We start from the raw sequence: 24,023 nt of genomic DNA, 5'->3' as shown, positions 1-24,023 counted from the left end.
CTTCCGCTACCGCTTCAACGCCATGCCGATGGAAGCCGGGGCAGTCGGCACGAAACCGAACTGGGCATAGAGTTCGCTCGCCTCCCCGTCCGCGATCAGGCTGACATAGGCCGTGCTCGGCACAGACGTGCGAAGATAGTCGACAAGCGCCTTCACGATCATCTTGCCGAGACCCCGGCCCTGGTGGTCGGGGTCAACGGCGATGTCCGTGACTTGATAGAAGCAACCGCCGTCGCCGATGATGCGCCCCATTCCGACGACGCTTCCATTCCAGCCGATTGTGACCGCGTGGATCGTATTCGGCAGCCCGCGCATGGCAGCCTCGAGGCTCATCTTGCTGAGTCCCGAAATGTGCCGCAACCGCCGATAGTCGTCGACATCGGGCGTACCGATCGCCAGCACATAGTCGGCGGCGGCCTTCGTGGTGTTTGCCGTCATGCTGAATGCCCGTCCTTGCTGAGACCGTAGATCGCATCCGCGCGCTTCTCGAATGCGTCGGTGAACATGCGGAAGGCGCGGTCGAACATGGCGCCCATCACCGCACCGAGGATGCGGCTCTTGAACTCGTAGTCGATGAAGAAATGGATTTCGCACCCCTGATCGCCTTGCGGGTCGAAACGCCAGACATTGCTCAGATACTTGAACGGCCCGTCGAGATATTTGACGTCGATCGCCAGTTCATCGGGCTTCAGGTGCACCTGGCTGGTAAAAGTCTCGCGGATCGCCTTGTAGCCCACCGTCATGTCGGCGATGAGGATCGTCCGCCCGTCCCGCTCGCGGCGCGAGCGCACGGTCAGCCCCTCGCAGAGCGGCAGGAATTCAGGGTACTTCTCGACGTCGGCGACCAGCGCGAACATCTTGTCCGCTGCATGCTTCACGCGCCGCGTGGTTTCGAACTGCGGCATGGCTCCAGGACGTCTAGGCGGACTTCTTGAGCTGCGCCTCACGGGCGGCGCGCAGCCTTTCGAAATCCTCGCCGGCGTGATGCGACGACCGCGTCAGCGGGCTCGACGCGACCATCAGGAACCCCTTGGTATAGGCGACCGTCTCGAATGACTTGAACTCGTCCGGCGTCACGAAGCGCATCACCGCATGGTGCTTCTTCGACGGCGCGAGGTACTGGCCGATCGTCATGAAGTCGACATTGGCGGTGCGCAGGTCGTCCATGAGTTGCAGGATCTCGTTCCGCTCCTCGCCGAGACCGACCATGATGCCGGACTTGGTGAAGATCGTCGGGTCGAGCTCCTTCACCCGCTGCAGCAGCCTGATCGAGTGGAAGTAGCGGGCCCCCGGCCGCACCTTGAGGTACTTCGAAGGGACCGTCTCGAGGTTGTGGTTGAAGACGTCCGGCTTGGCCGCCACCACCACCTCCAGCGCGCCTTCCTTGCGCAGGAAGTCCGGCGTCAGGATCTCGATGGTGGTCGCCGGAGCGACGCGGCGGATGGCTTGGATCACGTCGGCGAAATGCTGGGCGCCGCCGTCGTCGAGGTCGTCGCGGTCAACCGACGTGATCACCACGTGGGAAAGCCCCATTTTGGCGACGGCCTGCGCCACGCTCTCAGGCTCGTTCGGGTCGAGTGCGGTCGGAATGCCGGTGGCGACGTTGCAGAACGCGCAGGCGCGCGTGCAGATCTCGCCCATGATCATGAAGGTGGCGTGCTTCTTGTCCCAGCACTCGCCGATGTTGGGGCAGCCTGCTTCCTCGCAGACCGTCACCAGTCCGTGCGACTTCACGATCTCGCGCGTCTCGCTGTAGCCCTTCGACACGGGCGCGCGCACGCGGATCCAGTCCGGCTTGCGCAGCATCTCCTGGTCAGGCCGGTGCGCCTTTTCCGGATGGCGCGGCCGTGGCGCAGCAATCGTGTCGAGGACAGTGACCATCGAATTCGGCTGCCTTTCGCGATCTCGTGTCAGTTCTGCCGGATGGACCCGGTCCTGCGGCCCGGAACACCAGCGTTCCGGGTCGATGTAATGCCTTTGCGCCGCAATAGGAAGACCACTGCGGCGTGCTGCTGCGCCCATTCGGGAATGGCAGCCATGCGCGCGTTCAGCGTCTCAGCGCCCGGGCGACGAAGATCAGCAGCGAGCCGCCGATGAAGCCGGCGACCAGATACGAGATCCAGCCCATCCCGATATTTATGCCGATCGCGCCCAGGAGCGCATTGAGCAGCACCGCTCCTACAATCCCCAGCACGATGTTCATCAAGAGCCCCATTTCGCTCTCCATGAACTTCTCCGCCAGCCAGCCGGCCAGCCCGCCAATGATGATGGCGGCGATCCATCCCACACCATTCATGCGCCTGTCTCCTCTGCAATCCGCGAACGCCCGATGAAAGGCGTCCGCCGAACGGGAGTTCCATCAGGCCGACGAACTCGTCATGCGTTCAATGCACGGCCGTAAGCGTCGAGGACGCTCTCCTTCATCATCTCCGACAGCGTCGGATGCGGGAAGACGCTGTGCATCAGCTCTTCCTCGGTCGTCTCGAGATTCATGGCGACCACAAAACCCTGGATGAGTTCGGTGACCTCTGCGCCGATCATGTGCGCGCCGAGCAGCTGCCCGGTCTTCTTGTCGAAGATGGTCTTGATGAAACCCTGATCCTCGCCGAGCGCGATGGCCTTGCCATTGGCGCCGAACTGGAAGCGGCCGACGCGGATGTCGTAGCCGGACTCCTTGGCCTTCGCCTCTGTCAGGCCGACCGACGCCACCTGCGGGTTGCAGTAGGTGCAGCCGGGGATCTTCGACTTGTCCAGCCCGTGCACGCCCGGCACGTTGGCGATCTTCTCGACGCAGATGACGCCCTCGTGCTCGGCCTTGTGTGCCAGCATCGGCGGGCCGGCGACGTCGCCGATGGCATAGATGCCCGGCACGTTGGTGCGGCCGTAGCCGTCGACCGCGACGACGCCGCGCTCGACCTTCACGCCGAGCGCCTCGAGACCCAGGTTCTCCACATTGCCCTGGACGCCGACAGCCGAGATCATGCGCTCGGCCGTGATCTTCTCGACCGTGCCGTCCTTCTTCTCGACATGCGCGGTGATCGAGTTGGCAGCCTTCTCGACCTTGGTCACCTTGGCGTCGAGCAGGATCTTCATGCCCTGCTTCTCGAACTGCTTCTGCGCGAACTTGGAGACTTCCGCGTCCTCCACCGGCATCACCTGCGGCAGCAGCTCGACCACCGTCACGTCCGCGCCCATCGTCCGGTAGAAGCTGGCGAACTCGATGCCGATCGCACCCGACCCCATCACGAGGAGCGACTTCGGCATCTCCTTCGGCACCATCGCCTCAAAGTAGGTCCAGATCAGCTTGCCGTCCGGCTCGATGCCGGGCAGAGCGCGCGGCCGTGCGCCGGTCGCCACGATGATGTGCTTGGCCGTGTATGCGCCCTCGCCCTTGGTGCCCTTCGGCGCGGGATGTTGCGGCTCCATCGGCTTCTTCGACGTCTTCGACACCACGATCTCGCCGGGCTGCGCGCCCGCCGGCGCCTTGGTCAGCTTGGCCTCGCCCCAGATCACGTCGACCTTGTTCTTCTTCATGAGGAAGCCGACGCCGCCATTGAGCCTCGCCGACACCTTTCGCGAGCGGTCGACGACCGCAGCCGTGTCGGCGGTCACCGTCCCGTCGATCTTGAGGCCGTAGTCCCTGGCGTGTTCGGCAAAATGCTTGATCTCGGCCGAGCGCAGCAGCGCCTTGGTCGGGATGCAGCCCCAGTTGAGGCAGATTCCGCCAAGGTGCTCCCGCTCCACGATCGCCGTCTTGAAGCCGAGCTGGGCCGAGCGCACGGCAGTGACATAGCCGCCCGGGCCCGAGCCGATGATGATGACGTCGTAGGATTCAGCCACAATAACAGTCCTTCTCAGATTCCCAGCGTCGCCTTGACGAGCGGGGCAATGCCCTTGCCGATCGCGCGGGTGTTTTCGGCGTCGAGGTGCACGCCGTCCACCGGGGTCGTCTGCGCCACCGTGCCGGCGTCGAAGAAGCCGCAGCCGAGCTGCTCGGCGTACTGACGGTAGGCCTTGGCGAGATGGGTCGACGACACGTTGGCGCCCTCGAAATATTCGGAGAACTCGACATTGTCCGTGCGGGTCACCGGCGGCGGCGACACCATGATGACCTCTGGCGCCGGCGCCTCGAAGAAGTAGGTGTGATTGCGGACTATTTTCACCAGGCGCGCCATGCCGTTGGCGGCGACGAAGGCGCGACCGTGAACCCACGGCTTCATGTCATTGGCGCCGAGCATGATGATGACGAGGTCGAGCGGCGAATGGGTGGCAAGGCTAGTGGGCAGCGTGCTGGCGCCGTTGCGGTCCTCCGCGACCAGCTTGTCGTCGAAGGCGGTCGTGCGGCCGTTCAGGCCGTCCTCGATGACGTGGGCAGCGTTGCCGAGTTCTGCCTGCAGGACGTTCGACCAACGGTCCTCGAAGCGATGACGCGCCAGTTTCCCCGCATCGTACCCCCAGGTCAGGGAATCCCCGTAGCAAAGTATGTTCTTCAAGATGTTCCCCCAGTCTTGTGTCTATGTGCCTTGGCGAGCGTCATGCCCTGCGCAAGCCGAGCCCCACCATCAGCAGGAAGATGCCGTTCGACAAGAGCTCGATCGCGAGCAGGACGCCGAGGATTGTCGTGGCGGACCATGGATAGTCTGCAAAGATCATCACGCCGAGCAGGATGGAGATGATGCCGGAGGCCAGCGCCCAGCCCCAGCCCGACACCGGGCGCAGCGAAAAGGCGTAAAGCACCTTCACGACGCCGAGCACGAGGAACAGCACGGCGACCAGCATGGTGAGCGAGAGCGCCCCTGCGGCCGGATTGAACAGCAGCGAAATGCCGACAACGGTCGTCAGCAGGCCAAGCAGCAGAGACCACAGGAACCCAGACCAGCCGCGGTCTCCGAACGCCTGGATGATCTGAAGGATACCGAAGATCAGGAACGTCCATCCGGCGAGCATGACCGCGGCAAGCGTCGCCGCAAAGGGATTTGCGAGCGCCAGAATGCCACCGATGAGGGAAATGACGCCGAGGATCGCAAGCCAGACCCAGGACCTTCTCCGACCTTGCACCTGTTCACCCGTGGACATGCCAGTTCCCTCCTGTTTGGTTTTCCTAGACGAGCATCCCCATCGGGTTCTCGATGTACCGCTTGAATGCGCCGAGCAGTTCCGCGCCGAGCGCGCCATCGACCGCGCGATGGTCGGTCGAGAGCGTCACCGACATGATCGTGGCGACCTTGATCTCGCCGTTCCTCACGACGGCCCGCTCCTCGCCGGCGCCCACCGCAAGGATCGTCGCATGCGGAGGATTGATGACGGCCGCAAAATCCTTGATGCCGAACATGCCGAGATTGGAAACGGCAGTGGTGCCGCCCTGGTATTCTTCCGGCTTCAGCTTGCGCGTCTTGGCGCGCGCGGCCATGTCCTTCATCTCGTTGGAGATGGCGGACAGCGTCTTCAGCTCGGCCTTGCGCACGATCGGCGTGATCAGCCCGCCGGGAATGGAGACGGCGACGCCGACATCGGCGTGCTTGTGCTTCACCATCGCGCTCTCGGTCCACGAAGCGTTCGCATCCGGAACCTCCATCAACGCCATGGCCATCGCCTTGATGATCATGTCGTTGACCGACAGCTTGTAGGTCGGCTGGTCGCCCTTGTCGGTCTTCTTCACGGGGGCAGCGTCGTTGAGCTGCTTGCGCAGCGCCAGCAGCGCATCGATATCGCAGTCGAGCGTGAGGTAGAAATGGGGAACGGTGCTTTTCGCCTCAACCAGCCGCCGCGCGATGGTCTTGCGCATGTTGTCGTGCGGGACGAGCTCGTAGGAGTCCTGCTCGAACAGCTTTAGGACCGCATCGTCCGACATCGGCTTGGGCGCAACAGACCCCTGGGTGGGCTGTACGGCAGGCGCAGCAGCGGCCTTGGCGCCGCCGCCGGCGATGGCTGCCTCAACGTCGGCCTTGACCACGCGTCCGCGCGGTCCCGAGCCTTTCACGGCGGAAACGTCAACACCGGCGTCCTTTGCAATGCGCCGCGCCAGAGGCGAGGCAAAGCTGCGCTCGCCGGACCCGTTGGTCGAAGCGGCGGGAGCAGCGGCAGCGGCGGGCGCGGCCTGCGACGCCGCTGCAGTCTGCTTGGGCGTCTCGGCGCTCGCAGCTTCCGGCTTGGCGGCCGTGTCCTTTGCGGGGGTCGCTTCCGCCTTCGCGCCTGCGCCGTTGCCGCCCTTTGCGGCAGCGCCGGCGTCCTCGCCTTCTCCGGCCAGGATGGCGATAAGCGCGTTCACCTTGACGCCCTCGGTCCCGGCCGGCACGACGAGCTTGGCGACGGTGCCCTCGTCCACGGCCTCGACTTCCATCGTCGCCTTGTCGGTCTCGATCTCGGCGATGACGTCGCCCGGCGAAACCTTGTCGCCTTCCTTGACGAGCCACTTGGCGAGATTGCCTTCCTCCATCGTCGGGGAGAGGGCCGGCATGGTGATGTTGATGGGCATTCTATCTGTCTCCCACGAAAAGGTGCTGCGGGTCCTCGTTCAGACCCAGCGGGCGATCGAGCGGCCACAAGTCGGCGAGCGAAAACGAGATGGCATCGAACGGCGGCGCGCTCACCAGGTCGTCGGAGCGCCAGAAACCGACCGGTAGCCACCCGCCATTGTTCAACTCAAGTACTTCAAGCGCTTGCACGCGCGGATCCAGAAACCAGAGATGGCCGACGCTCTGCATCGCATAGATGCGCGACTTTGCCGTGCGGTCGCGGCGCTCGGTGGACGCCGAAAGCACTTCGCAGACCCAATCCGGCGCGATCTCGATGTATGCGGAATCCGGCAACGAAGGCATTCGATCCCGCCGCCAACCGGCTATGTACGGCACGACGACATGCTTCCCCAGATGGAGTTCCGGTTCGACGACGAAGATCCACCCTCCCGGGCCGCTGCCACCGAACTGATAAGGTTCTCCAAGTTTCGCGCCCAACGCATATGCCGCAACGCCATGCCTCGGCGAAGGTCGCGGATGGGTGACAAGCTCCCCCTCGATGATCTCCGCCACCAGATGTGGCGGGACCGCTTCCAGATCGGCATACGTCGCGCGCCTTTTGCCCGCTTCGGCCATTGCGATCAGCCCGGTTGCAAGGAACTCGACGGCGCCAGCATCCGGCGAAGGTCCGGCGCCGTCAACATCATCACGCTCAGCGGTACGTAACGGCCTTCACCGCAGCGACGACCTCGCCGACATTAGGCAGCGCCAGTTTCTCGAGGTTCGCGGCATACGGCATCGGCACGTCCTTGCCGGCAATGGTGATCACCGGCGCGTCGAGGAAGTCGAACGCCCGCTGCGACACCTGGTTGGCGATGAAGTCGCCGACCGAGGACTGCGGGAAGCCTTCCTCCACCACCACGAGACGATTGGTCTTCTTCACCGATGCGACGATGGTGTCGAGGTCCATCGGCCGGATGGTCCTGAGATCGATGATCTCGGCATCGATGCCCATGCCGGCGAGTTCGGCTTCCGCCTTCACCAGGTAGGTCATGCCGATGCCCCAGGACACCAGCGTCACGTCCTTGCCCGGCTTGTGGATGCGCGCCTTGCCGATCGGCAGCACGAAATCGTCGAGCTTCGGCACATCGAAGCTCTGTCCATAGAGAATCTCGTTCTCGAGGAAGATCACCGGGTTCGGGTCGCGGATCGCCGCCTTGAGCAAGCCCTTGGCGTCGGCCGCGCTGTAGGGCTGGACAACCTTGAGGCCCGGTATGTGCCCGAACCAGGCCGCGTAGTCCTGGCTGTGCTGGGCCGCCACGCGCGCAGCCGCACCGTTCGGCCCGCGGAACACGATCGGCGCGCCCATCTGGCCGCCCGACATGTAGAGCGTCTTGGCCGCGGAGTTCACGATCTGGTCGATCGCCTGCATGGCGAAGTTGAAGGTCATGAACTCGACGATCGGCTTCAGGCCCGCCATGGCGGCGCCGACGCCGACGCCGGCAAAGCCGTGCTCGGTGATCGGGGTATCCACGACGCGGCGTGGGCCGAACTCCTGCAGGAGCCCCTGCGTGATCTTGTAGGCGCCCTGGTATTCGGCGACCTCTTCGCCCATGACGAAGACGTCGGGATCACGCCGCATCTCTTCGGCCATCGCGTCGCGCAGTGCTTCGCGCACCGTCATCGACACCATTTCCGTTCCCGCCGGAATGTCTGGATCGGCGGCGGCCTCGGCCTTCGGCGCGGCCGGAACAGGGGCCGCAGTCTCCGGTTTGGACGCCTCTTCGGCAACGGGCTTCGCAGCCGCGGCAGGAGCCTCGGCCCTTGCCGGCGCGGCCTTGCCGATGTCGTCGGCGCTTTCGCCGTCCTGCAGCAGCACCGCGATCGGCGTGTTGACCTTCACGCCTTCGGCGCCCTCGGCCACGAGCAGCTTGCCCAGTGTGCCTTCGTCGACGGCTTCCACTTCCATGGTTGCCTTGTCGGTCTCGATTTCGGCGATGACGTCACCCGCGGAGACCTTGTCGCCTTCCTTCTTCAGCCACTTCGAAAGGTTGCCCTCTTCCATGGTCGGGGAGAGAGCGGGCATGAGGATGTCGATCGGCATGTTTCGCCCTCCCTCAGAGATACACGTCGGTCCAGAGCTCGGACACATCCGGCTCGGGATCGGTCTGGGCGAAGTCGGCGGAGTCGGCGACGACGTCGCGCACTTCCTTGTCGATCGCCTTCAGCTCGTCTTCGGTCGCCCACTTCTTGCCGATGACGCGCGCCTTCACCTGCTCGATCGGATCCTGCTCCGACCGCATCTTCTGCACCTCTTCCTTGGTGCGGTACTTGGCCGGGTCGGACATCGAGTGGCCGCGATAGCGGTAGGTGAGCATCTCGAGGATGATCGGGCCCTTGCCGGAACGCGCCCAGTCCGCCGCCAGTTCGCCCGCGGCCTTGACAGCGCGCACGTCCATGCCATCCACCTGGATGCCGGGGATGCGGAAGGAGAGGCCGCGCTGCGAGAAATCGGTCTCGGCGGATGAGCGGGTCACCGACGTGCCCATGGCGTAGCGGTTGTTCTCGATCACGTAGATCACCGGCAGCTTCCACAGCGAGGCCATGTTGAAGCTCTCGTAGACCTGCCCCTGGTTGGCCGCACCGTCGCCGAAGAAGGTCAGGCAGATGTTCTTGCTTTCCCGATACCTGTTGGCGAAGGCGAGGCCGGTGCCGAGCGAAACCTGCGCGCCGACGATGCCGTGGCCGCCATAAAAGTTCTTCTCCTTGGAGAACATGTGCATGGAGCCGCCCTTCCCCTTGGAATAGCCGCCCTTGCGCCCCGTCAGTTCGGCCATCACGCCGCGCGGAGTCATGTCCATCGCCAGCATGTGGCCATGGTCGCGATATGCGGTAATCATCTGATCACCCTCGATCAGCGACATCTTCAGGCCGGTGACAACCGCTTCCTGACCGATGTAGAGGTGACAGAAGCCGCCGATGAAGCCCATGCCATAGAGCTGGCCGGCCTTCTCCTCAAAGCGCCGGATAAGGAGCATGTCGCGATAGGCGCGAAGCTCTTCTTCCTTGGTGAATTCGACTGGTTTTGGCGCTGTCGGCGCCGCTGGTGATCTGTCAGACTTGGCTTTCGCCGGCGCTTTTCGAGCGGCAGTCGCCATTCTACACTCCCTATCGTGCGTCTCGTCCCGGAGAGCAAAAGGGAGTTCCAGCAAGGCTGCCTCCCCTTTGAATTTAGGAAAGGCTAACACGCAAAGCGGTCGTCGGCCATGCCGAAAAACGCATGGCTGTCATGCTTTTAACTCGTTAGAATGATTAAACTTCTTGGTGCTTAACCAACTTTCGGTTAATTGACAAAAGCCTCGTCGAGCATGATGACGACCTCGTCGGGCTTCGACATGCTGAGCGCCCGCCGCGCGTACTCGTCGAGCATGTCCTTCTCTAGGTTGCCGTCCCTCAGCAGGTTCGCGCGACGCTCGATATGGATCCGTTCGTCGTGCAACTTCTCGAGCCGAGCGGTCAACTCTGTGCGGCGTTGCTCGAGCTGGTGCTTCGAATTGATGCCGTATTCGCCATTATAGGTGTGATAGCCGAAATAGGCGAGAAACGCGGCGCACACTGTCGGCAGGATCAGACGGCCGGTATTTCTGTTCTTGTGATGACGTGTCCACATCGCCGAATATCCATGCGGGAACCTCCCTTGTCGCCCGGACATGCTTAATGGACAGTTACGGACAGGCGGCCCTGGGGTGGGCCCGCCGCTTTCTTTTATGCGCTTGGCGCGGGCTGTGCCTTTTGGACCCAGTCGCCACTTGCTCCAACCGGTGCAGCGGTGGGCGCGCTACGCACGAAAGAAAAGAGCCCGCCCCCATGAGGGAGCGGGCCGCTTGATGACGTGAAGTTGGTGAGCGCAGAGCGTCCGCGGGCAATCCCACGGACTGACGCGATCACGCCCTAAGGATGGAAGCGCCGGCGTACTTCGCCTGCTTGCCCAGCTCTTCCTCGATGCGGATGAGCTGGTTGTATTTCGCCAGCCGGTCGGAGCGGGCCAGCGAGCCGGTCTTAATCTGTCCGCAGTTCGTGGCGACCGCGAGGTCGGCGATGGTGGAGTCCTCGGTCTCGCCCGAGCGATGGGACATCACCGCCGTGTAGCGCGCCTTGTGAGCGGTCTCGACCGCGTCGAGCGTCTCCGACAGCGAGCCGATCTGGTTCACCTTGACGAGAATCGAATTGGCGACGCCCATCTTGATGCCGTCGCGCAGGCGTGCCGAATTGGTGACGAAGAGGTCGTCGCCGACGAGCTGCACCTTGTCGCCGCAGAGATCGGTCAGGTACTTCCAGCCGTCCCAATCGTCCTCGGCCATGCCGTCCTCGATCGAGATGATCGGATAGTCAGCCGCCAGCTTGGCGAGATACTTGGCCTGCGCCTTCGGGTCACGCGTCTTCTTCTCGCCTTCGTAGACGTAGGCTCCGTCCTTGAAGAACTCGGTCGCGGCGCAATCGAGCGCAAGAGCGATTTCCTCGCCCGGCTTGAAGCCGGCCTTCTCGATCGAAGCCATGACGAAGTCGAGCGCGGCCTGCGCGCTCTTCAGGTTGGGCGCGAAGCCGCCCTCGTCACCCACATTCGTGTTGTGGCCGGCGTCCTTCAGGCCCTTCTTCAGCGTGTGAAAGATCTCCGATCCCCAACGCACGGCGTCGCGCAGCGACGGGGCACCCACCGGCATGATCATGAATTCCTGGAAGTCGATGGGATTGTCGGCGTGGGCGCCGCCATTGATGATGTTCATCATCGGCACCGGCAGCACGCGGGCGTTCGGGCCGCCGACATAGCGGTAGAGCGGCAGGCCGGAGGCCTCGGCAGCTGCCTTGGCGACCGCGAGCGACACGCCCAGGATGGCGTTGGCGCCGAGCCGGCTCTTGTTCGGCGTGCCGTCGAGATCGATCATGGTCTGGTCGATATGGAGCTGGCCCTCGGCCTCCATGCCGCCGATCGCCTCAAAAATCTCGCCGTTGACTGCATCTACGGCCTTCTGGACACCCTTGCCGAGGTAGCGCTTGCCGCCGTCGCGCAGCTCGACTGCCTCGTGGGCGCCCGTCGAGGCGCCGGACGGCACCGCCGCGCGGCCCATCGAGCCGTCTTCCAGCACCACGTCGACTTCAACCGTCGGGTTTCCACGGCTGTCCAGAATTTCGCGGCCGACGATGTCGACAATGGCGGTCATATTGAGCCCTCCGGAAAAAACCGTGTGAAAAACGCGCTCCTCTTAACTGAAGCACGCCAAAACTCAATGCACACCGAAGGAATTCGCGGTGAATCACGCCGACGGATGCGCACAAAGAAGCGGCCGGGTAATCGCCCGGCCGCGTCCGCCGCACCTCGCTATGGGGTCAGAACCGGTATGTGGTCATTACCAATAGGGTTCGATCTTGAAATACGCGTAGGAAGCGTCGCGAGCTTCCTGGCCGTCATTGCCGGTCAATTCGGCAACCGAGTAGGCCGGAGCCGCCTGCAGCTGTTCCTTGGAGAAGGGAACGACGTAGCCGCCCGTGTTGGCCTGATAGTCCAGCGCGGACCAGGGAATGGCGTGGAACTTTTCGCCAATTCCCAGAAAGCCGCCGAAGCCTATGACGGCAAACATGATGCCGTTGGACAGCTTGTCGAGCATGACGTCCTCGATCGTACCGATGTTCTGGCCGGCCGTGTTGTAGACCGCCGTCCCGATCACCTTCGTTGCTGGAATGGCGGCTGTGTGCCCGGAATGGGTGGTCATGGTGGCGCTCCTTGGAGTTTCATTTCGATGTGAGCACAATGACGAGCCCTCGGGAAAAGTTCCGGTTTCGTCGCCGTGAATACTGCCGCCATTATTGGATGCGCCGCTCAGTAGCCCCGGGGCGGAACGAAGAGGCAGATCGTTCGCGAGCGGTCTTCGCCGGCCACCGAGCACCAGTGGAATTCTCCATCCGGTGACTGCTTTATACGCGCGTCAGCATAGCTCACCACCTCGCCCGTATCCTTGATCATATATCCTTCCGGTCTTTCGCTGATCGACTTGGAGGAAACCATCCGGCAATCGAAGTTCGAGCAGCAGGCGAAGGGGTAGGACCAGCCCTGCGGCTGTGCCGCGGTGGGGATTGCATCGTGCGCGAACGAAACGTTTGGGATCAGCGCGAGAAGAAGTGCCGCGATACCAACGGCGAGGGACGTCTCGGCTGCGCGGGAGAGGCCTGAGCAGAACATGTCGTGCTCCTCAAGGTTATCCTCCCAAACGCGAATCCTCCGCCCGCACGATTAACGCTTTGTTACCGCGCCACCACACCGGCGCCGAACGAGTGCCCACCGGCCAACGGTCCTCTCCGTCGTGCCGCGGGCAAAGCGGCAAGCTGATTCGACTGACATGCAAAGAAGTTTTCGCATCGAACGCCGAAATGACGGAAAAGTTCCGCAAGCGAACATTGGCGAGGCGCCACGACGCAGGCACCCGCCCTCGACTGCCGCCCATCAAAGGGTTTTGGGCAGATGGCGCCAGGTGATCGCGCCACAGATCGCCATGAATACTCCGAGCGTGATGAAGGCTGCCCCGAGGCCGAAGAAGGCCAGCACCATCGAGTAGACCAGCGGCGGCAGCAGGTCCGACAGGTCGAGATAGGTTCGATAGATCGCCGTCATCTCGGCGCGTTCCCTCGGCTTCACGGCGCGGAAGAAGGCCATGGAGCCCAGCGAATCCAAGGCTATGGCGAAGAACGCACAGGCGAGCAGGAAGCCCGCCGCCACCAGCGGGAGCTCCTGCCCCGCGATGCCTGCGGCGAACAGCGTCACCGACATGGCCAGGAACGCGATCGTCATGATGCGTCGCGCGCCGAAACGCCCGCCCACGCGTCCCCACCAGATCGCGGTGAAGAGCAGCGCGTTGCCTGCCGAAACCAGCAAGCCGCCAGCCAGCTTGCCCTCGCCGGTCACCACCATCAGGATGGGCCCGTAGACGAAGAACGTCGTCCAGAAACAGGAGCGTCCGAACGCGATCAACCAGGCCAGCCGCAATCTCGGCTGCGCGACGAAGCGGCCGATGTTGCGCAGCGGGCTCGCTGCCTTGGTCGTGCCAGGGCGGATAACCGAGTTTTCCGTCAGCCTGAAGTACCAGAACAGCGCCAGCAGCGCGATCGCGCAGAGCGCGGATACGCCATGCGCGGCGACCAGGCCGAACTTCGTATAGAGCAGTACGCCGGCTGCCGGCCCGCCCATCCACCCGAACGTCGACCATGCCATGCGCAGCGATTCCGACTGCACGAAATCCGACTTGCGGATGTGATCCATGATGTAGAGGTTGAGCGTGATGGCGAGGGCCCCCGAGCCCGCCGCGCGCGCCACCATGCCAAGCACCTGCCCCGCCAGCGAATTGGTGAGGAAGGCGGCCGCGCCCACGATGAGCAGGGCAGCGCCGAGCGAATAAACCCAGCGGCGCGCCAGCTTCCCGATCAACAGGGGAATCGTCAAGGTGATCAGGAGGGCGCAAACGGAAACCGCGGTGTAGAGCAGCGAAACCTGCTGCTCGTCCTTCAGCATCTCATAAGCTTGAATCGGGATGACGCTGGACACTAGGGCGCGTGCGAACGATTCGATTGCGTAGAGGGCGGCAAACGTCCGCGCGCCGGGGGCGCGCAGGGCCGGAAGCCAGATCGGGTGCCGTACCTGCGTCGCCATGCGAGTCCCGGGGATTTGATGCGAGGATGGCAGTGACGATGCGCTCTCCAGTACAAGGAAACCGACGTGTCACGACGCAAATCCGCATCATGCAAAAGCTTCCAGGCTCGTGGCCCAATCCCTTGTCGGCCATGACGCGGAGCCGTCTCGCAGCCCTGTGCCGCCAAACTCCTGCAGCGAGGTTGACGCCCGCCCGCCCTCGGTTCATCTGCGCGGCATTCAACCCGGAGCCCGGCCGATGACCTCAGCAGCAAGACCCCCGCGGATCGACGCGCTCGACGTGGCGCGCGGCGTCGCGCTGCTGGCCATGGCCACCTATCATTTTGCTTGGGATCTCGAGTTCTTCGGCTACGCCGATCCGGGCATGACCGCGCGCGGACCATGGAAAATTTATGCGCGGGGGATCGCCTCGAGCTTCCTGATCCTGGTGGGCATCAGCCTGGTGCTCGCCCACGCCAACGGCATTCGCTGGCCGGGCTTCTGGAAGCGTCTGGCGATGGTGGCTGGAGCCGCCGCCGCGATCTCGGTGGCCACCTATGTCGCCATGCCGAGCGGTTTCATCTTCTTCGGAATCCTCCACCAGATCGCGCTTGGAAGCGTGCTGGGCCTCCTTTTCCTGCGCCTGCCCTGGCAACTGACGCTGGCTGTGGCCGCTGCGGTGATCGCCGCTCCGCACTTTCTCCGGTCGCCGACATTCGACCAGCCGCTCCTGTGGTGGCTGGGCCTTGCGCCCGTGAACCCGCGCTCCAACGACTACGTGCCGGTCTTCCCCTGGTTCGCGGCCATCCTCGTCGGCATCGCGATGGTAAATCTCGCCTGCCGGTTCGGTCTGTGGGGCCGCCTTGCCGCCCTCCGGCCGGGCGGCTGGGCGCGGCCGTTTCGCTTCGCCGGCCGTCACAGTCTCGCGGTCTACCTGATCCACCAGCCGGTTCTCATCGCCTGCGTCTGGATCTTCTCACAGATCTGGCCGGCGCCGATAGAACCGCCGCAGACAGCATTCGCACGGACCTGCGAGGCGAGTTGCGGCGAAACGCGTACCGCGCTGTTCTGCACCAGCTACTGCGCCTGCATGCTCGACAGGATCGAAACGGCGGATATGCTGGACAGCATGTTGTCGGGGCAAGGCGGCACTGAGCTGAACCAGCGCCTTACCGGCTTCGCCGAGATGTGTGCATCGGAAACCGATGAGCTGGAGGTTCCCGCGCCGTGACGGACATTCAGGCACGCCCGAGCAGTTTCCCCTGGCCGCCGCTCATTTATGTGGCAGCGATTGCCGCCAGCGTCCTGTTGCACCTGCTCTACAAATTGCCTTGGTTGTTGCCGCCTGCGTCGGACATCGTGTTCGCGATCGGCGGGCTCGTCGTCGCGGCCGGCGTGGCATTCATGGTGTCGGCCTTGCGTGCGCTGAAGCTGGGCAACACAACGATTGCGCCGCATCGAGCGGCTGCGCACCTCGTCACCTCGGCAGCCTTCGCGGTGACCCGCAATCCCATCTACGTCGCGAACACGCTGGTGATGATCGGGATCGCGCTGATCTCCGGCATCGCCTGGTTCCTCATCCTCGCGCTGGTCGCGGCATTCCTCACCCAGAAGCTTGCGATCGAACCGGAGGAGCGGCACCTTGAGGCGAAGTTCGGCAAGAAGTACCGTGACTATTGCAAGAAAGTCCGACGCTGGCTTTGATCCGTCGGTGCATGATGCGACGATATCTCTTTGATTTCCTGATATCGTAGAACAATGGACGACGCAGGGCGGGAGCGAGCTTGCCCTCCCGCATTTTGAGGTAGTCGACGCCGGCGATTCGGCAGAACCGGCCCCATCAATGCAGGTTCTGAAAATCCATGGCGCAGAACATCTACGACAATCCGGATTTCTTCGCCGGCTACAGCCAATTGCCCCGCCAGGTGCGCGGCCTCGACGGCGCGCCTGAGTGGCCGGCCATTCGCGCGATGCTGCCCGAACTTGGCGGCCGGCGCGTCGTAGACCTTGGCTGCGGCTTCGGTTGGGCATCGCGATGGATGCGCGAGCATGGTGCCGCCTCGGTGCTCGGCGTCGACCTGTCCGACAACATGATCGGCAGGGCGCAGGCGCAAACGGACGACCTTGCGATCGAGTACGGCCTCGCCGACCTCGAAAGCCTGCAGCTGCCGGCGGCCGCCTTCGACCTCGCCTACAGCGCGCTGGCCTTCCACTATGTCGAGGATTTCGACCGCCTCGTGCGCATGATCCACCGCGCCCTCATGCCCGGCGGACACCTGGTATTCACCATCGAGCATCCGGTCTTCATGGCGGCGGCGCATCCGCATTGGATCAGCGACGAGGACGGCCGCGAGACATGGCCCGTCAACCAGTACTCCATGGAGGGTGAGCGCCGGACGGACTGGTTCGCGAAGGGCGTGGTAAAATATCACCGGACCATCGGCACGACCGTCGGCACGTTGCTTCGCGCGGGCTTCCAGCTTCGCGGGATCGAAGAATTCGCGCCCTCTCCTGAGCAGGTCGAGGAGACGCCTGCGCTCGCCAAGGAGCGCGAGCGCCCGATGATGCTCCTGGTTTCTGCACAGCGCTGACGCAGCGCATTGGGCCCGGCGGGCCGCACCTCATTTGCGTCAGCGCTTCCGCGCCTAGGTCTTGACGCCCAGCTCGGCAAGCCTTTCTACGCAGGAATCCTCCGCCTGGTCGAGCTCCGCCAGCGTCTCCTCCAGGTCGCGGCGCTTCTGCCTCAGATCCTCACGCTTCTCCTCGATGCGCTTGATCATCAGCTTGAGCTGCCCAACCTCGCCGGGCGGCTCCCTGTACATCTGAATGATCTCGCGGATCTCGCTGATCGAGAAGCCGAGACGCTTGCCGCGCATGATCTGCTTGACGAGATGGCGATCCGACGGCCGGAAGAGCCGCGTCCGCCCGCGCCGGACAGGCTGGATCAGCCCCTCGTCCTCATAGAAACGGAGGGTGCGCGTCGAGATGTCGAACTCTCGCGTGAGCTCGGTGATCGAGTAATATTCCCGCATGCGCTGCCCGATCTGGTCGACTGAATCGGAAAGGAATCTCGCACGGCATTTACGTAAAAGTCAATTGCAACCGGAGCCATCCCGCGCTTGACGATTCAGGCGCTGAACCACCAGGTCGCCAGGCCCAGAAACGCGAAGAATCCGACAACGTCGGTGATCGAGGTCACGAACACCGCCGACGCGACGGCAGGGTCTATGCGCAGCCGATCCAGCACCAGGGGGATGACGATGCCGGCCACCGCTGCAACGAACATGTTAATGATCATGGCGCAGGCGATGACTCCGCCAAGATTGGGATCGCCGAACCAGGCCGCCGCGACGAGGCCGATGAGAATCGCGAAGATGACGCCGTTGAGGAAGCCGACGCCCATCTCGCGGCGGATGATGCGCCCCGCATTGTAGATGTCGATGTCCTTGGTCGCCAGCGCGCGCACCGTGACCGTCATGGTCTGCGACGCGGCATTGCCGCCCATGCCGGCGACGATCGGCATCAGCACGGCCAGCGCCACGATCTTCTCGATCGTCTCGTCGAACAGCCCGATCACCGACGCCGCGATGAAGGCGGTGACGAGATTGACCAGCAGCCAGGGCACGCGCGAGCGCGACGTGGCGAACACCTTGTCGGACAGTTCCTCGTCGCCGACGCCGCCCATGCGCAGCAGATCCTCCTCCGCCTCCTGCTGGATGACGTCGACGACGTCATCGATCGTCAGCACGCCGACCAGCCTTTCGGTTTCGTCGACAACCGCGGCCGAAAGCAGGTCGTATTGCTCGAATTCGCGCGCCGCCTCCTCCTGGTCCATCGTCGCGGGAATTGCATGGCGCGTCTCGTGCATGATCTCGCCAATCTTCACCGTACGCCTGGTGCGCAGGATCTGGTCGAGGTCGACGGCGCCGAGCAGCTTGAAGGTCGGATCGATTACGAAGATCTGCGAGAAGCGATCGGGCAGGTCCTTGTCTTCGCGCATGTAGTCGATGGTCTGGCCCACGGTCCAGAACGGCGGCACGGCGACGAACTCGGTCTGCATGCGCCGACCTGCCGTCTCCTCCGGATAGTCCAGCGCGCGGCGAAGCCTGATCCGCTCCGTGAAGGGGAGTTGGGCAAGAATCTCGTCCTGGTCCTCCTGATCGAGGTCTTCCAGGATGTAGACGGCGTCGTCCGAATCGAGATCCTGCACGCCCTGCGCGATCTGCTCGTTGGGCATGCTGTCGACGATGTCGAGACGAATGGCGTCGTCGACCTCGGTCAGGGCCGAGAAGTCGAAATCGGCACCGAGGAGGTCGACGAGTGCGCGGCGCTGGTCCGGCATCAGCGCTTCGAGCAGGTCTCCGAGTTCCGATTGGTGAAGCTGCTCGACGTCGCGCTTCAACGCGATCGTGTCGCGGTCGGCGATGGCGGCGCCGATGTGCGCGAGGAAGGGAGCGGCGATGCTGCCGTCTTCACCGTAGATGCCGGCGTTCGCCGCTTCGGGCTCAGCGGCGGCGTGATTTCCGTGTTCGGTGCCTTCCACGGGCGCCTCCCGAAAGCCTGAGCGAGTTCGGCCCACGTCTATCCTGCATGGCCCCGAAAAACAAAGCCCCCCTTGAGCCCCGATGACATCGATTGGCGCCGGTTGCGAGCGCTACGACTGTGGGTCGGCCGAGGCGGCACTGCCCTGCCCAGCGAGGCCAGGAACCCTCAACTGCAAGCCACCGAACGGCGCCCGCCCGGCACAAAGCCGACCCGGGAACCTCAGCCTGATTACCTCGCAGGTCATCGCTGCCCGATGGGTGAACTGGCATCATCAGGTCATGCGGGCGTCTGGCCCGGGAGCAGAAAGGATCAGACAATGACCGCCTATGCCGTAGCCAACCTCCGAAACGTGAATGTCGGTCCCGACATTGTCGAGTATCTCGCAAGGATCGACACGACGCTCGCGCCGTTCGGCGGTCGCTTCATCATCCATGGCGGTCCCAAGACCGTGCTGGAAGGCGACTGGACAGGCGACCTCATCGTCATCGCGTTCCCCGACCGCTTCAGCGCCGAAGCCTGGTATGCCTCCCCCGCCTACCGGGCCATCCTGCCCTTGCGCACGAAAAACTCATACGGCGACACGATGATCGTCGACGGCGTGGATGCAGACCACAAGGCGACGGACGTGCTGGGCTGAGGCGCGGCCGGCAAGGCGCTTCGACGAGTTTTTCCGACCGGTGCCTCCCGACGGGCAAAGTCCAACCTCCGCGTCGGCATATCCACCGAGTCGCCTACCTACGGCCGTGAGTTCCCTGCTATCGAAGCTCTTCGCTGCATCGGGATCGACAATATGTGTGGACCCGACCTGGCTCGTCCGTCCGTATTGGTCGCCACGAGTTCCCCAAACACAGGCGACCGCGGTCACGATGCAATTCGGGGGCTGCGACGGAAAAATTCCGAACTGCCTGCCGACCGTATCCGGCTGGAACTATACGGTGCGGCTCTATCGGCCGCGTGACGAAATCCTGAACGGTACGTGGAAATTTCCCGATCCCGAACCGACAGGCTGAGACGAGGATTTCAGTCCCGGCAGTGGCCATTGCCACTTCCAACGGCGCCGCAGGATGCCGGTCGCCATTGGAGCCCGGCGGCACGACTGAAAAAACCGTCCGCCAAGCGGATGCGACCTGTCCGCACAGCGCCCCAAAAGGTTCGCGAGCTTGCATGTCGTCCGTTTCGGGGACACCAAGCTGGGGTTCTACAAACCCGGAGGACAGGAATGCGGAGATGAAGATCAGCCGCGAATCTTAAGCTCGGGGACTGCGACCGGTGAAAGACTGCGCTTCGCCAACGCCGGCCGACGACGAGCGTTGAGCTCGAAGCCTCACCGCCATCCGCGCGCCTCAAGCAGCCCCGACATCCGCAGAAACGGCACTAGGGATAACCTGTCGCAATCTCTTGTTCGCGCGAGGAACACCGGCAATGTGGTCGTCTGCAGCGCCCTTTTGAGGGATAAGAGACCACAGCTCTTTCGATCAACTATCTGGCCCACAAGGGATTTCAGAGAGTTATGGTGCGGTCGAGAAGACTCGAACTTCCACGGGTTGCCCCACAGCGACCTCAACGCTGCGCGTCTACCAATTCCGCCACGACCGCACGTCACGACAGGGCCGGTCCGAACCGGCTCGCGGCATGTAGCAAAACAATTTCGGCGAAACAAGCCTGACCCAATGCAATAATCGATCCATTTTTCGATGCTCCACAGACGCGCCCGGCACGGAACTACAGAAGCGTGGATCTGCTGGGCTTGGGCTGGGTTTCTCCGGCGTCCGGCCCGCATGGCGGCGACAACTTGCCGCTTCTCCCCCGCTCCTTCGGTGTCCCGTGGTGGCGAGGCCGGGACGATCGACGCACCACAGATTGCAGCCGGCTGAAAATCCCGGTCGATCGTCTCAACGATTCGTCCCGCGCCGGGGAAAACAGCGCCGTCGATAGCAATCGCCTGCACCGGCCACCGCAACGAGCCCCTCCTTTGCGCTGGCCGCGGCTTGCCACCTGATTCGCCAGGCACGCGGCGACCGCGAGGGCAGCGATGTCCCCTTCGCGCATCGGACAGACGGATCTATCCGGCCGCCGCGCCGAAGCTGCCTCCCGCCTGCCTTGGACGCTGCCTTTCTGCGCCCTGGACCTCCGGTGGGCCCGAGCTCTGGACCCCGCATGCATCGGACGCCTATATGTGCCGCAAAGGTCCGCTATGACGCTTCGCGACGAAATCAGCACCACGTTCCTTCCGACTGCCGGTTCACGTCCGGTCGAATGGAGAATCGAACCCGGTCTCACCGGCTATACGGAGGCGGTCGCCTTCATGGAGGCGCGCGCCGCCGCGATTCGCGACGGCGTCGAGGACGAGCTCGTCTGGCTGGTCGAGCATCCGCCCCTCTATACGGCGGGGACCAGCGCCAACGCCGCCGACCTCGTCGATCCGGACCGCTTTCCCGTCTTCGCTTCCGGCCGTGGCGGCGAATACACCTACCACGGCCCCGGCCAGCGCGTGGCCTATGTCATGCTCGACCTGAAGCGCCGCCGCGAGGATGTGCGCGCCTTCGTCGCCGCGCTCGAGGCCTGGATCATTGCGACCCTGGCTGCTTTCAACGTTCGCGGCGAACGGCGCGAAGACCGCGTCGGCGTCTGGGTGGTGCGGCCCGACCGCGCGACGCAGCCGGACGATCGGCCTGCCGAGGACAAGATCGCGGCCATCGGCATCCGCCTGCGGCGCTGGGTAAGCTTCCACGGCATCGCCATCAACGTCGATCCCGACCTCACCCATTTTGATGGGATTGTGCCATGCGGGGTCACCGAGCACGGCGTCACCAGTCTCGTCGACCTCGGGCTGCCGGTCACCCTGACCGACCTCGACGTCGCGCTGCGGCGCGCGTTCGCCGAGGTGTTCGGCGACGTGGCCATCGCCGATCGCCCGGCGACGCCGAGCGATGTCGCCTGAGCTTATCCGGCGAGCGTCAAAGAGCTCCGATCCACACCGCCATCGACACGAGGAACGCGCCCATGCACAGCATGGAGAGGACATCCTGAACGAGGTTCTGCATGTGAAAACCCTCCGTGTTTTGCATCTGTTTTTATTATGTTCTTATTTTGTTCCGAGCGTCAAGCTGCATTCCTCTCGTCGGACGGCATTCGTTGCCCTGCCGCGGCGCAAGGTTAACTAAAGATTGCCGCTACGGCAGATCGACGGCCAGGGTTAACCCCGCATCGGGATTCGCATGGAGGTAAATTCGAAGAGGCGGGATCAGACCTGCGCCGGCAACGGAACGGCCCGTCGCTCGCGGACAGGCTCAAAGCCCCGTCGGATCGCGGAACAGATCGGCATTGTCGAGCTTCGACACCTCGATGACCGCCTGCGTCCGGCTGTAGACGTTGAGCTTGCGGAGTATCTCCGACACGTGCGCCTTGACGGTTGTTTCGCCGACCTGCAGCTCGTAGGCGATCTGCTTGTTGAGCAGTCCCTGGCGCAACATCTGGAGCACGCGCAGCTGCTGCGGCGTGAGCTTGGCGAGTCGGCTGACCATCTCGACGCGGTCGGCGCTGTCTGCATCCGGCGGCTTCCCCTCATAGCCTTCGGGCACATGGACCTGGCCTTCCATCACGGCTCGGATCGCGGCGGCAAGGTCGCTCTTGCGGGAGGATTTCGGGATAAAGCCTGCGGCGCCGTAGGAAAGCGTCTCGCTGATGATGCGCGGATCTTCGTGGCCCGACACCACCACGATCGGCAACCGGGGATGGCGGGTGCGCAGCTGCAGAAGACCCTCGAAGCCGCTGACATCGGGCATGTTCAGGTCGAGCAGCGCAAGGTCGAATGGTTTTCCTGCGCTGAGTAGCTCGTTGGCCTCGGCGATGGTGCGGGCTTCGACCGTCTCGACCTCGGGATAGGCCAGCTGGATCGCGCTGTGCAGCGCCTCGCGAAACAGCGGGTGATCATCAATGATCAGGAAGCGGACAAGCTCGCCTTGCGCGTTCATATGATTCGGTCTCCGGCGCGCCGAAACCGCCGGGCAGCAGGATATCCATCGTTACGCCCGCTAATTATTGCCAAATAGTACAGGGCGCAAAGGGAGTGCTCCAGTCGTGCACAAGCGCGCGCCCGGCCGCCTTCGCGGCAGGGCGTCGGCAGACTGGCTAAAGCTTCGTCCAGGCCGCGTTCTTCTTCGAGGACCGTACGCAGGCCTCGACGAAGGCGACGCCTTCCACACCATCCTGGACAGTCGGAAAAAGCACGTCCTTCGGCGGCTTTGGGACTTTCCTGCGGGCGGCACGTATGGCGCGCGCCGCTTCCTGGTAGATGTTGGCAAAGCCTTCCAGATAGCCCTCGGGATGGCCGGACGGCACGCGGGTCACCCGAGACGCCGCTGCGCCTGCCCCGGCGCCGGCCCGGGTGATCAGTTGCTTGGGCTGGCCGAACGGCGTGAACCAGAGATAGTTCGGATCCGCCTGCACCCACTCGATGCCCCCCTTCGTCCCGTAGACGCGCAGCTTCAGGCCGTTCTCATGTCCGGGCGCCACCTGGCTAGCCCAAATCATGCCCTTGGCCGGCGGCTCGTTCTTCTTCGACTTGAAGCGCAGCATCACGTGAGCGTTGTCGTCCAGCAGTCGGCCAGCCACGAACGAATCGAGGTCGGCCGAAAGGCTGTCGAGTTCCAGTCCGGTGACGAAGCGCGCGAGGTTGTAGGCATGCGTGCCGATGTCGCCGGTCGACCCGCCAACGCCGGACTGCTTCGGATCCGTCCGCCATGACGCCTGCTTCTGGCCCGACTGCTCGATGGGTTCGGTCAACCAGTCCTGCGGGTATTCGGCCTGAACGACGCGGATATCGCCGAGCTGGCCCTTGAAAACCATCTCGCGCGCCTGGCGGACCATCGGATAGCCAGTGTAGTTGTGCGTCAGAACGAACACTTTGCCGGACTTCTCGGCAAGGGCGGCAAGCTTCTTCGCGTCAGCGAGATTTGAGGTCAGCGGCTTGTCGCAGATGACGTGGATGCCTGCCTCCAGGAACGCCCTGGCGGCCGGATAGTGCATGTGGTTCGGCGTCACGATGGCGACCGCCTCGATCCCGTCGGGGCGTTTCGCCTCCGCCTTCGCCATTTCCTGGAAGGACCCGTAGCTGCGTTCGGAATCGAGGCCGAGTTCGGCGGCCGAAGCCTTCGCCTTTTCGGGGCTGGACGACAATGCGCCCGCAACCAGCTGGAACTCGCCGTCCATCCGGGCGGCGATACGGTGTACCCCGCCGATGAAGGCGCCCTGCCCGCCGCCTACCATGCCGTAGCGGATCGGCCCGCTCCCGGATTCAACCTGCCTGCCGCTGACCATTTTGTTTCTCCAACCGATAGCGAGTAGCG

Annotated in this window: 25 protein-coding genes, 1 tRNA gene and 1 pseudogene; 6 read left to right on the top strand and 21 right to left on the bottom strand. The window is 63.8% G+C overall.

Translation table 11 applies throughout. The annotated features are described in order from the left end of the window. Nucleotides 1-6: 6 nt before the first annotated feature. The 16 genes from PD284_RS14085 to PD284_RS14010 form a co-directional block, all read right to left on the bottom strand. Nucleotides 7-438, bottom strand: a complete 432-nt coding sequence (locus tag PD284_RS14085) for a GNAT family N-acetyltransferase (protein ID WP_274628816.1) — start codon at nucleotides 436-438, stop codon at nucleotides 7-9. Next, nucleotides 435-905 carry a type II toxin-antitoxin system RatA family toxin gene (locus PD284_RS14080; protein ID WP_274628815.1) on the bottom strand — a complete coding sequence of 157 codons (471 nt, stop codon included), beginning with the start codon at nucleotides 903-905 and terminating at the stop codon, nucleotides 435-437. The genes PD284_RS14085 and PD284_RS14080 overlap by 4 nt, the downstream gene beginning before the upstream one ends. 13 nt (nucleotides 906-918) lie before the next feature. Continuing rightward, nucleotides 919-1,881, bottom strand: a complete 963-nt coding sequence (gene lipA / locus PD284_RS14075; protein ID WP_274628814.1) for a lipoyl synthase — start codon at nucleotides 1,879-1,881, stop codon at nucleotides 919-921. 166 nt (nucleotides 1,882-2,047) lie between these two features. Further along, on the bottom strand, nucleotides 2,048-2,296 hold the full coding sequence (locus tag PD284_RS14070) for a GlsB/YeaQ/YmgE family stress response membrane protein (RefSeq protein WP_274628813.1): 249 nt from the start codon (nucleotides 2,294-2,296) through the stop codon (nucleotides 2,048-2,050). Nucleotides 2,297-2,376: 80 nt separating this feature from the next. Further along, entirely contained in the window at nucleotides 2,377-3,840 is a 1,464-nt protein-coding gene (gene lpdA / locus PD284_RS14065; RefSeq protein ID WP_274628812.1) for a dihydrolipoyl dehydrogenase, read from the bottom strand. 14 nt (nucleotides 3,841-3,854) lie between these two features. After that, nucleotides 3,855-4,496 carry an SGNH/GDSL hydrolase family protein gene (locus tag PD284_RS14060; RefSeq protein WP_274630636.1) on the bottom strand — a complete coding sequence of 214 codons (642 nt, stop codon included), beginning with the start codon at nucleotides 4,494-4,496 and terminating at the stop codon, nucleotides 3,855-3,857. Nucleotides 4,497-4,533: 37 nt separating this feature from the next. After that, nucleotides 4,534-5,076 carry an HdeD family acid-resistance protein gene (locus PD284_RS14055; protein WP_274628811.1) on the bottom strand — a complete coding sequence of 181 codons (543 nt, stop codon included), beginning with the start codon at nucleotides 5,074-5,076 and terminating at the stop codon, nucleotides 4,534-4,536. 25 nt (nucleotides 5,077-5,101) lie between these two features. Beyond that, on the bottom strand, nucleotides 5,102-6,475 hold the full coding sequence (locus PD284_RS14050; RefSeq protein WP_274628810.1) for a pyruvate dehydrogenase complex dihydrolipoamide acetyltransferase: 1,374 nt from the start codon (nucleotides 6,473-6,475) through the stop codon (nucleotides 5,102-5,104). Nucleotide 6,476: 1 nt separating this feature from the next. After that, nucleotides 6,477-7,091 (bottom strand): Uma2 family endonuclease, encoded by a 615-nt coding sequence (locus PD284_RS14045; RefSeq protein ID WP_274628809.1) that lies wholly within the window; start codon nucleotides 7,089-7,091, stop codon nucleotides 6,477-6,479. A gap of 76 nt (nucleotides 7,092-7,167) precedes the next feature. After that, complete coding sequence (locus PD284_RS14040) at nucleotides 7,168-8,559, bottom strand: pyruvate dehydrogenase complex E1 component subunit beta (RefSeq protein ID WP_274628808.1); 1,392 nt, start codon at nucleotides 8,557-8,559, stop codon at nucleotides 7,168-7,170. Nucleotides 8,560-8,572: 13 nt separating this feature from the next. Next, a complete protein-coding gene (pdhA, locus tag PD284_RS14035; protein WP_274628807.1) occupies nucleotides 8,573-9,613 on the bottom strand; it encodes a pyruvate dehydrogenase (acetyl-transferring) E1 component subunit alpha in 1,041 nt (346 codons plus the stop codon). A 185-nt stretch (nucleotides 9,614-9,798) separates the two neighbouring features. Then, nucleotides 9,799-10,125, bottom strand: a complete 327-nt coding sequence (locus PD284_RS14030; RefSeq protein WP_274628806.1) for an FtsB family cell division protein — start codon at nucleotides 10,123-10,125, stop codon at nucleotides 9,799-9,801. Nucleotides 10,126-10,399: 274 nt separating this feature from the next. After that, nucleotides 10,400-11,674 (bottom strand): phosphopyruvate hydratase, encoded by a 1,275-nt coding sequence (eno, locus tag PD284_RS14025; protein WP_274628805.1) that lies wholly within the window; start codon nucleotides 11,672-11,674, stop codon nucleotides 10,400-10,402. Between the two features lie 186 nt (nucleotides 11,675-11,860). Then, nucleotides 11,861-12,223: a PRC-barrel domain-containing protein gene (locus PD284_RS14020; RefSeq protein ID WP_274628804.1), complete on the bottom strand. Its 363-nt coding sequence runs from the start codon at nucleotides 12,221-12,223 to the stop codon at nucleotides 11,861-11,863. 107 nt (nucleotides 12,224-12,330) lie between these two features. Beyond that, nucleotides 12,331-12,690: a hypothetical protein gene (locus tag PD284_RS14015; RefSeq protein ID WP_274628803.1), complete on the bottom strand. Its 360-nt coding sequence runs from the start codon at nucleotides 12,688-12,690 to the stop codon at nucleotides 12,331-12,333. Nucleotides 12,691-12,951: 261 nt separating this feature from the next. Further along, nucleotides 12,952-14,151 (bottom strand): MFS transporter, encoded by a 1,200-nt coding sequence (locus tag PD284_RS14010; RefSeq protein WP_274628802.1) that lies wholly within the window; start codon nucleotides 14,149-14,151, stop codon nucleotides 12,952-12,954. Between the two features lie 238 nt (nucleotides 14,152-14,389). Between PD284_RS14010 and PD284_RS14005 the strand changes: the two genes are divergently transcribed. The 3 genes from PD284_RS14005 to PD284_RS13995 all read left to right on the top strand — a co-directional run bounded on the left by PD284_RS14005 (nucleotide 14,390) and on the right by PD284_RS13995 (nucleotide 16,721). Then, nucleotides 14,390-15,361: a heparan-alpha-glucosaminide N-acetyltransferase gene (locus tag PD284_RS14005; RefSeq protein ID WP_274628801.1), complete on the top strand. Its 972-nt coding sequence runs from the start codon at nucleotides 14,390-14,392 to the stop codon at nucleotides 15,359-15,361. After that, nucleotides 15,358-15,834 carry a methyltransferase family protein gene (locus PD284_RS14000; RefSeq protein ID WP_274628800.1) on the top strand — a complete coding sequence of 159 codons (477 nt, stop codon included), beginning with the start codon at nucleotides 15,358-15,360 and terminating at the stop codon, nucleotides 15,832-15,834. Before PD284_RS14005 ends, PD284_RS14000 begins: the two co-directional genes overlap by 4 nt. A gap of 158 nt (nucleotides 15,835-15,992) precedes the next feature. Beyond that, nucleotides 15,993-16,721 carry a class I SAM-dependent methyltransferase gene (locus PD284_RS13995; RefSeq protein ID WP_274628799.1) on the top strand — a complete coding sequence of 243 codons (729 nt, stop codon included), beginning with the start codon at nucleotides 15,993-15,995 and terminating at the stop codon, nucleotides 16,719-16,721. A gap of 54 nt (nucleotides 16,722-16,775) precedes the next feature. On the opposite strand, the gene PD284_RS13990 is transcribed toward PD284_RS13995, so the two are convergent. Both PD284_RS13990 and mgtE read right to left on the bottom strand, forming a co-directional pair. Continuing rightward, nucleotides 16,776-17,162, bottom strand: a complete 387-nt coding sequence (locus PD284_RS13990; RefSeq protein WP_274628798.1) for a MerR family transcriptional regulator — start codon at nucleotides 17,160-17,162, stop codon at nucleotides 16,776-16,778. Between the two features lie 95 nt (nucleotides 17,163-17,257). Then, nucleotides 17,258-18,673 carry a magnesium transporter gene (gene mgtE / locus PD284_RS13985; RefSeq protein WP_274628797.1) on the bottom strand — a complete coding sequence of 472 codons (1,416 nt, stop codon included), beginning with the start codon at nucleotides 18,671-18,673 and terminating at the stop codon, nucleotides 17,258-17,260. 318 nt (nucleotides 18,674-18,991) lie between these two features. On the opposite strand from mgtE, the gene PD284_RS13980 reads away from it, so the two are divergent. After that, entirely contained in the window at nucleotides 18,992-19,312 is a 321-nt protein-coding gene (locus PD284_RS13980; RefSeq protein WP_274628796.1) for a DUF1330 domain-containing protein, read from the top strand. Nucleotides 19,313-19,532: 220 nt separating this feature from the next. Next, a pseudogene (locus PD284_RS13975) lies at nucleotides 19,533-19,685 on the top strand (carboxylesterase); the annotation flags it as partial. A gap of 501 nt (nucleotides 19,686-20,186) precedes the next feature. Here the strand turns inward: PD284_RS13975 and PD284_RS13970 are convergent. Further along, nucleotides 20,187-20,271: transfer RNA gene (locus PD284_RS13970), tRNA-Leu, on the bottom strand. A gap of 598 nt (nucleotides 20,272-20,869) precedes the next feature. On the opposite strand from PD284_RS13970, the gene lipB reads away from it, so the two are divergent. Next, the gene (lipB, locus tag PD284_RS13965) at nucleotides 20,870-21,616 is read left to right on the top strand and encodes a lipoyl(octanoyl) transferase LipB (protein ID WP_274628795.1); all 747 of its coding nucleotides are present in this window, start codon (nucleotides 20,870-20,872) and stop codon (nucleotides 21,614-21,616) included. A gap of 349 nt (nucleotides 21,617-21,965) precedes the next feature. Here the strand turns inward: lipB and PD284_RS13960 are convergent, their stop codons facing one another. Next, nucleotides 21,966-22,649, bottom strand: a complete 684-nt coding sequence (locus PD284_RS13960) for a response regulator transcription factor (RefSeq protein WP_274628794.1) — start codon at nucleotides 22,647-22,649, stop codon at nucleotides 21,966-21,968. 157 nt (nucleotides 22,650-22,806) lie between these two features. Then, nucleotides 22,807-23,994 (bottom strand): Gfo/Idh/MocA family protein, encoded by a 1,188-nt coding sequence (locus PD284_RS13955; RefSeq protein WP_274628793.1) that lies wholly within the window; start codon nucleotides 23,992-23,994, stop codon nucleotides 22,807-22,809. Nucleotides 23,995-24,023 lie beyond the last annotated feature (29 nt).

The sequence above is a fragment of the Mesorhizobium shangrilense genome, assembly GCF_028826155.1.
GTDB classification, from domain to species: domain Bacteria; phylum Pseudomonadota; class Alphaproteobacteria; order Rhizobiales; family Rhizobiaceae; genus Arvimicrobium; species Arvimicrobium flavum.
The sequence above is the reverse complement of the archived record's forward strand: the minus strand, read 5'-3'. Positions and strand labels throughout refer to the sequence as shown.

Coding starts and splice junctions, on each gene's coding strand:
- PD284_RS14080 (WP_274628815.1), bottom strand. CDS start 905: ATGCCGCAGTTCGAAACCACGCGGCGCGTGAAGCATGCAGCGGACAAG.
- PD284_RS13980 (WP_274628796.1), top strand. CDS start 18,992: ATGACCGCCTATGCCGTAGCCAACCTCCGAAACGTGAATGTCGGTCCC.
- PD284_RS13955 (WP_274628793.1), bottom strand. CDS start 23,994: ATGGTCAGCGGCAGGCAGGTTGAATCCGGGAGCGGGCCGATCCGCTAC.
- PD284_RS14055 (WP_274628811.1), bottom strand. CDS start 5,076: ATGTCCACGGGTGAACAGGTGCAAGGTCGGAGAAGGTCCTGGGTCTGG.
- pdhA (WP_274628807.1), bottom strand. CDS start 9,613: ATGGCGACTGCCGCTCGAAAAGCGCCGGCGAAAGCCAAGTCTGACAGA.
- PD284_RS13990 (WP_274628798.1), bottom strand. CDS start 17,162: ATGCGGGAATATTACTCGATCACCGAGCTCACGCGAGAGTTCGACATC.
- PD284_RS14045 (WP_274628809.1), bottom strand. CDS start 7,091: ATGGCCGAAGCGGGCAAAAGGCGCGCGACGTATGCCGATCTGGAAGCG.
- PD284_RS14070 (WP_274628813.1), bottom strand. CDS start 2,296: ATGAATGGTGTGGGATGGATCGCCGCCATCATCATTGGCGGGCTGGCC.
- lipA (WP_274628814.1), bottom strand. CDS start 1,881: ATGGTCACTGTCCTCGACACGATTGCTGCGCCACGGCCGCGCCATCCG.
- PD284_RS13995 (WP_274628799.1), top strand. CDS start 15,993: ATGGCGCAGAACATCTACGACAATCCGGATTTCTTCGCCGGCTACAGC.
- eno (WP_274628805.1), bottom strand. CDS start 11,674: ATGACCGCCATTGTCGACATCGTCGGCCGCGAAATTCTGGACAGCCGT.
- PD284_RS14015 (WP_274628803.1), bottom strand. CDS start 12,690: ATGTTCTGCTCAGGCCTCTCCCGCGCAGCCGAGACGTCCCTCGCCGTT.
- lipB (WP_274628795.1), top strand. CDS start 20,870: ATGACGCTTCGCGACGAAATCAGCACCACGTTCCTTCCGACTGCCGGT.
- PD284_RS14030 (WP_274628806.1), bottom strand. CDS start 10,125: ATGTGGACACGTCATCACAAGAACAGAAATACCGGCCGTCTGATCCTG.
- PD284_RS14020 (WP_274628804.1), bottom strand. CDS start 12,223: ATGACCACCCATTCCGGGCACACAGCCGCCATTCCAGCAACGAAGGTG.
- PD284_RS14010 (WP_274628802.1), bottom strand. CDS start 14,151: ATGGCGACGCAGGTACGGCACCCGATCTGGCTTCCGGCCCTGCGCGCC.
- PD284_RS13960 (WP_274628794.1), bottom strand. CDS start 22,649: ATGAACGCGCAAGGCGAGCTTGTCCGCTTCCTGATCATTGATGATCAC.
- PD284_RS14050 (WP_274628810.1), bottom strand. CDS start 6,475: ATGCCCATCAACATCACCATGCCGGCCCTCTCCCCGACGATGGAGGAA.
- PD284_RS14085 (WP_274628816.1), bottom strand. CDS start 438: ATGACGGCAAACACCACGAAGGCCGCCGCCGACTATGTGCTGGCGATC.
- PD284_RS14005 (WP_274628801.1), top strand. CDS start 14,390: ATGACCTCAGCAGCAAGACCCCCGCGGATCGACGCGCTCGACGTGGCG.
- PD284_RS14040 (WP_274628808.1), bottom strand. CDS start 8,559: ATGCCGATCGACATCCTCATGCCCGCTCTCTCCCCGACCATGGAAGAG.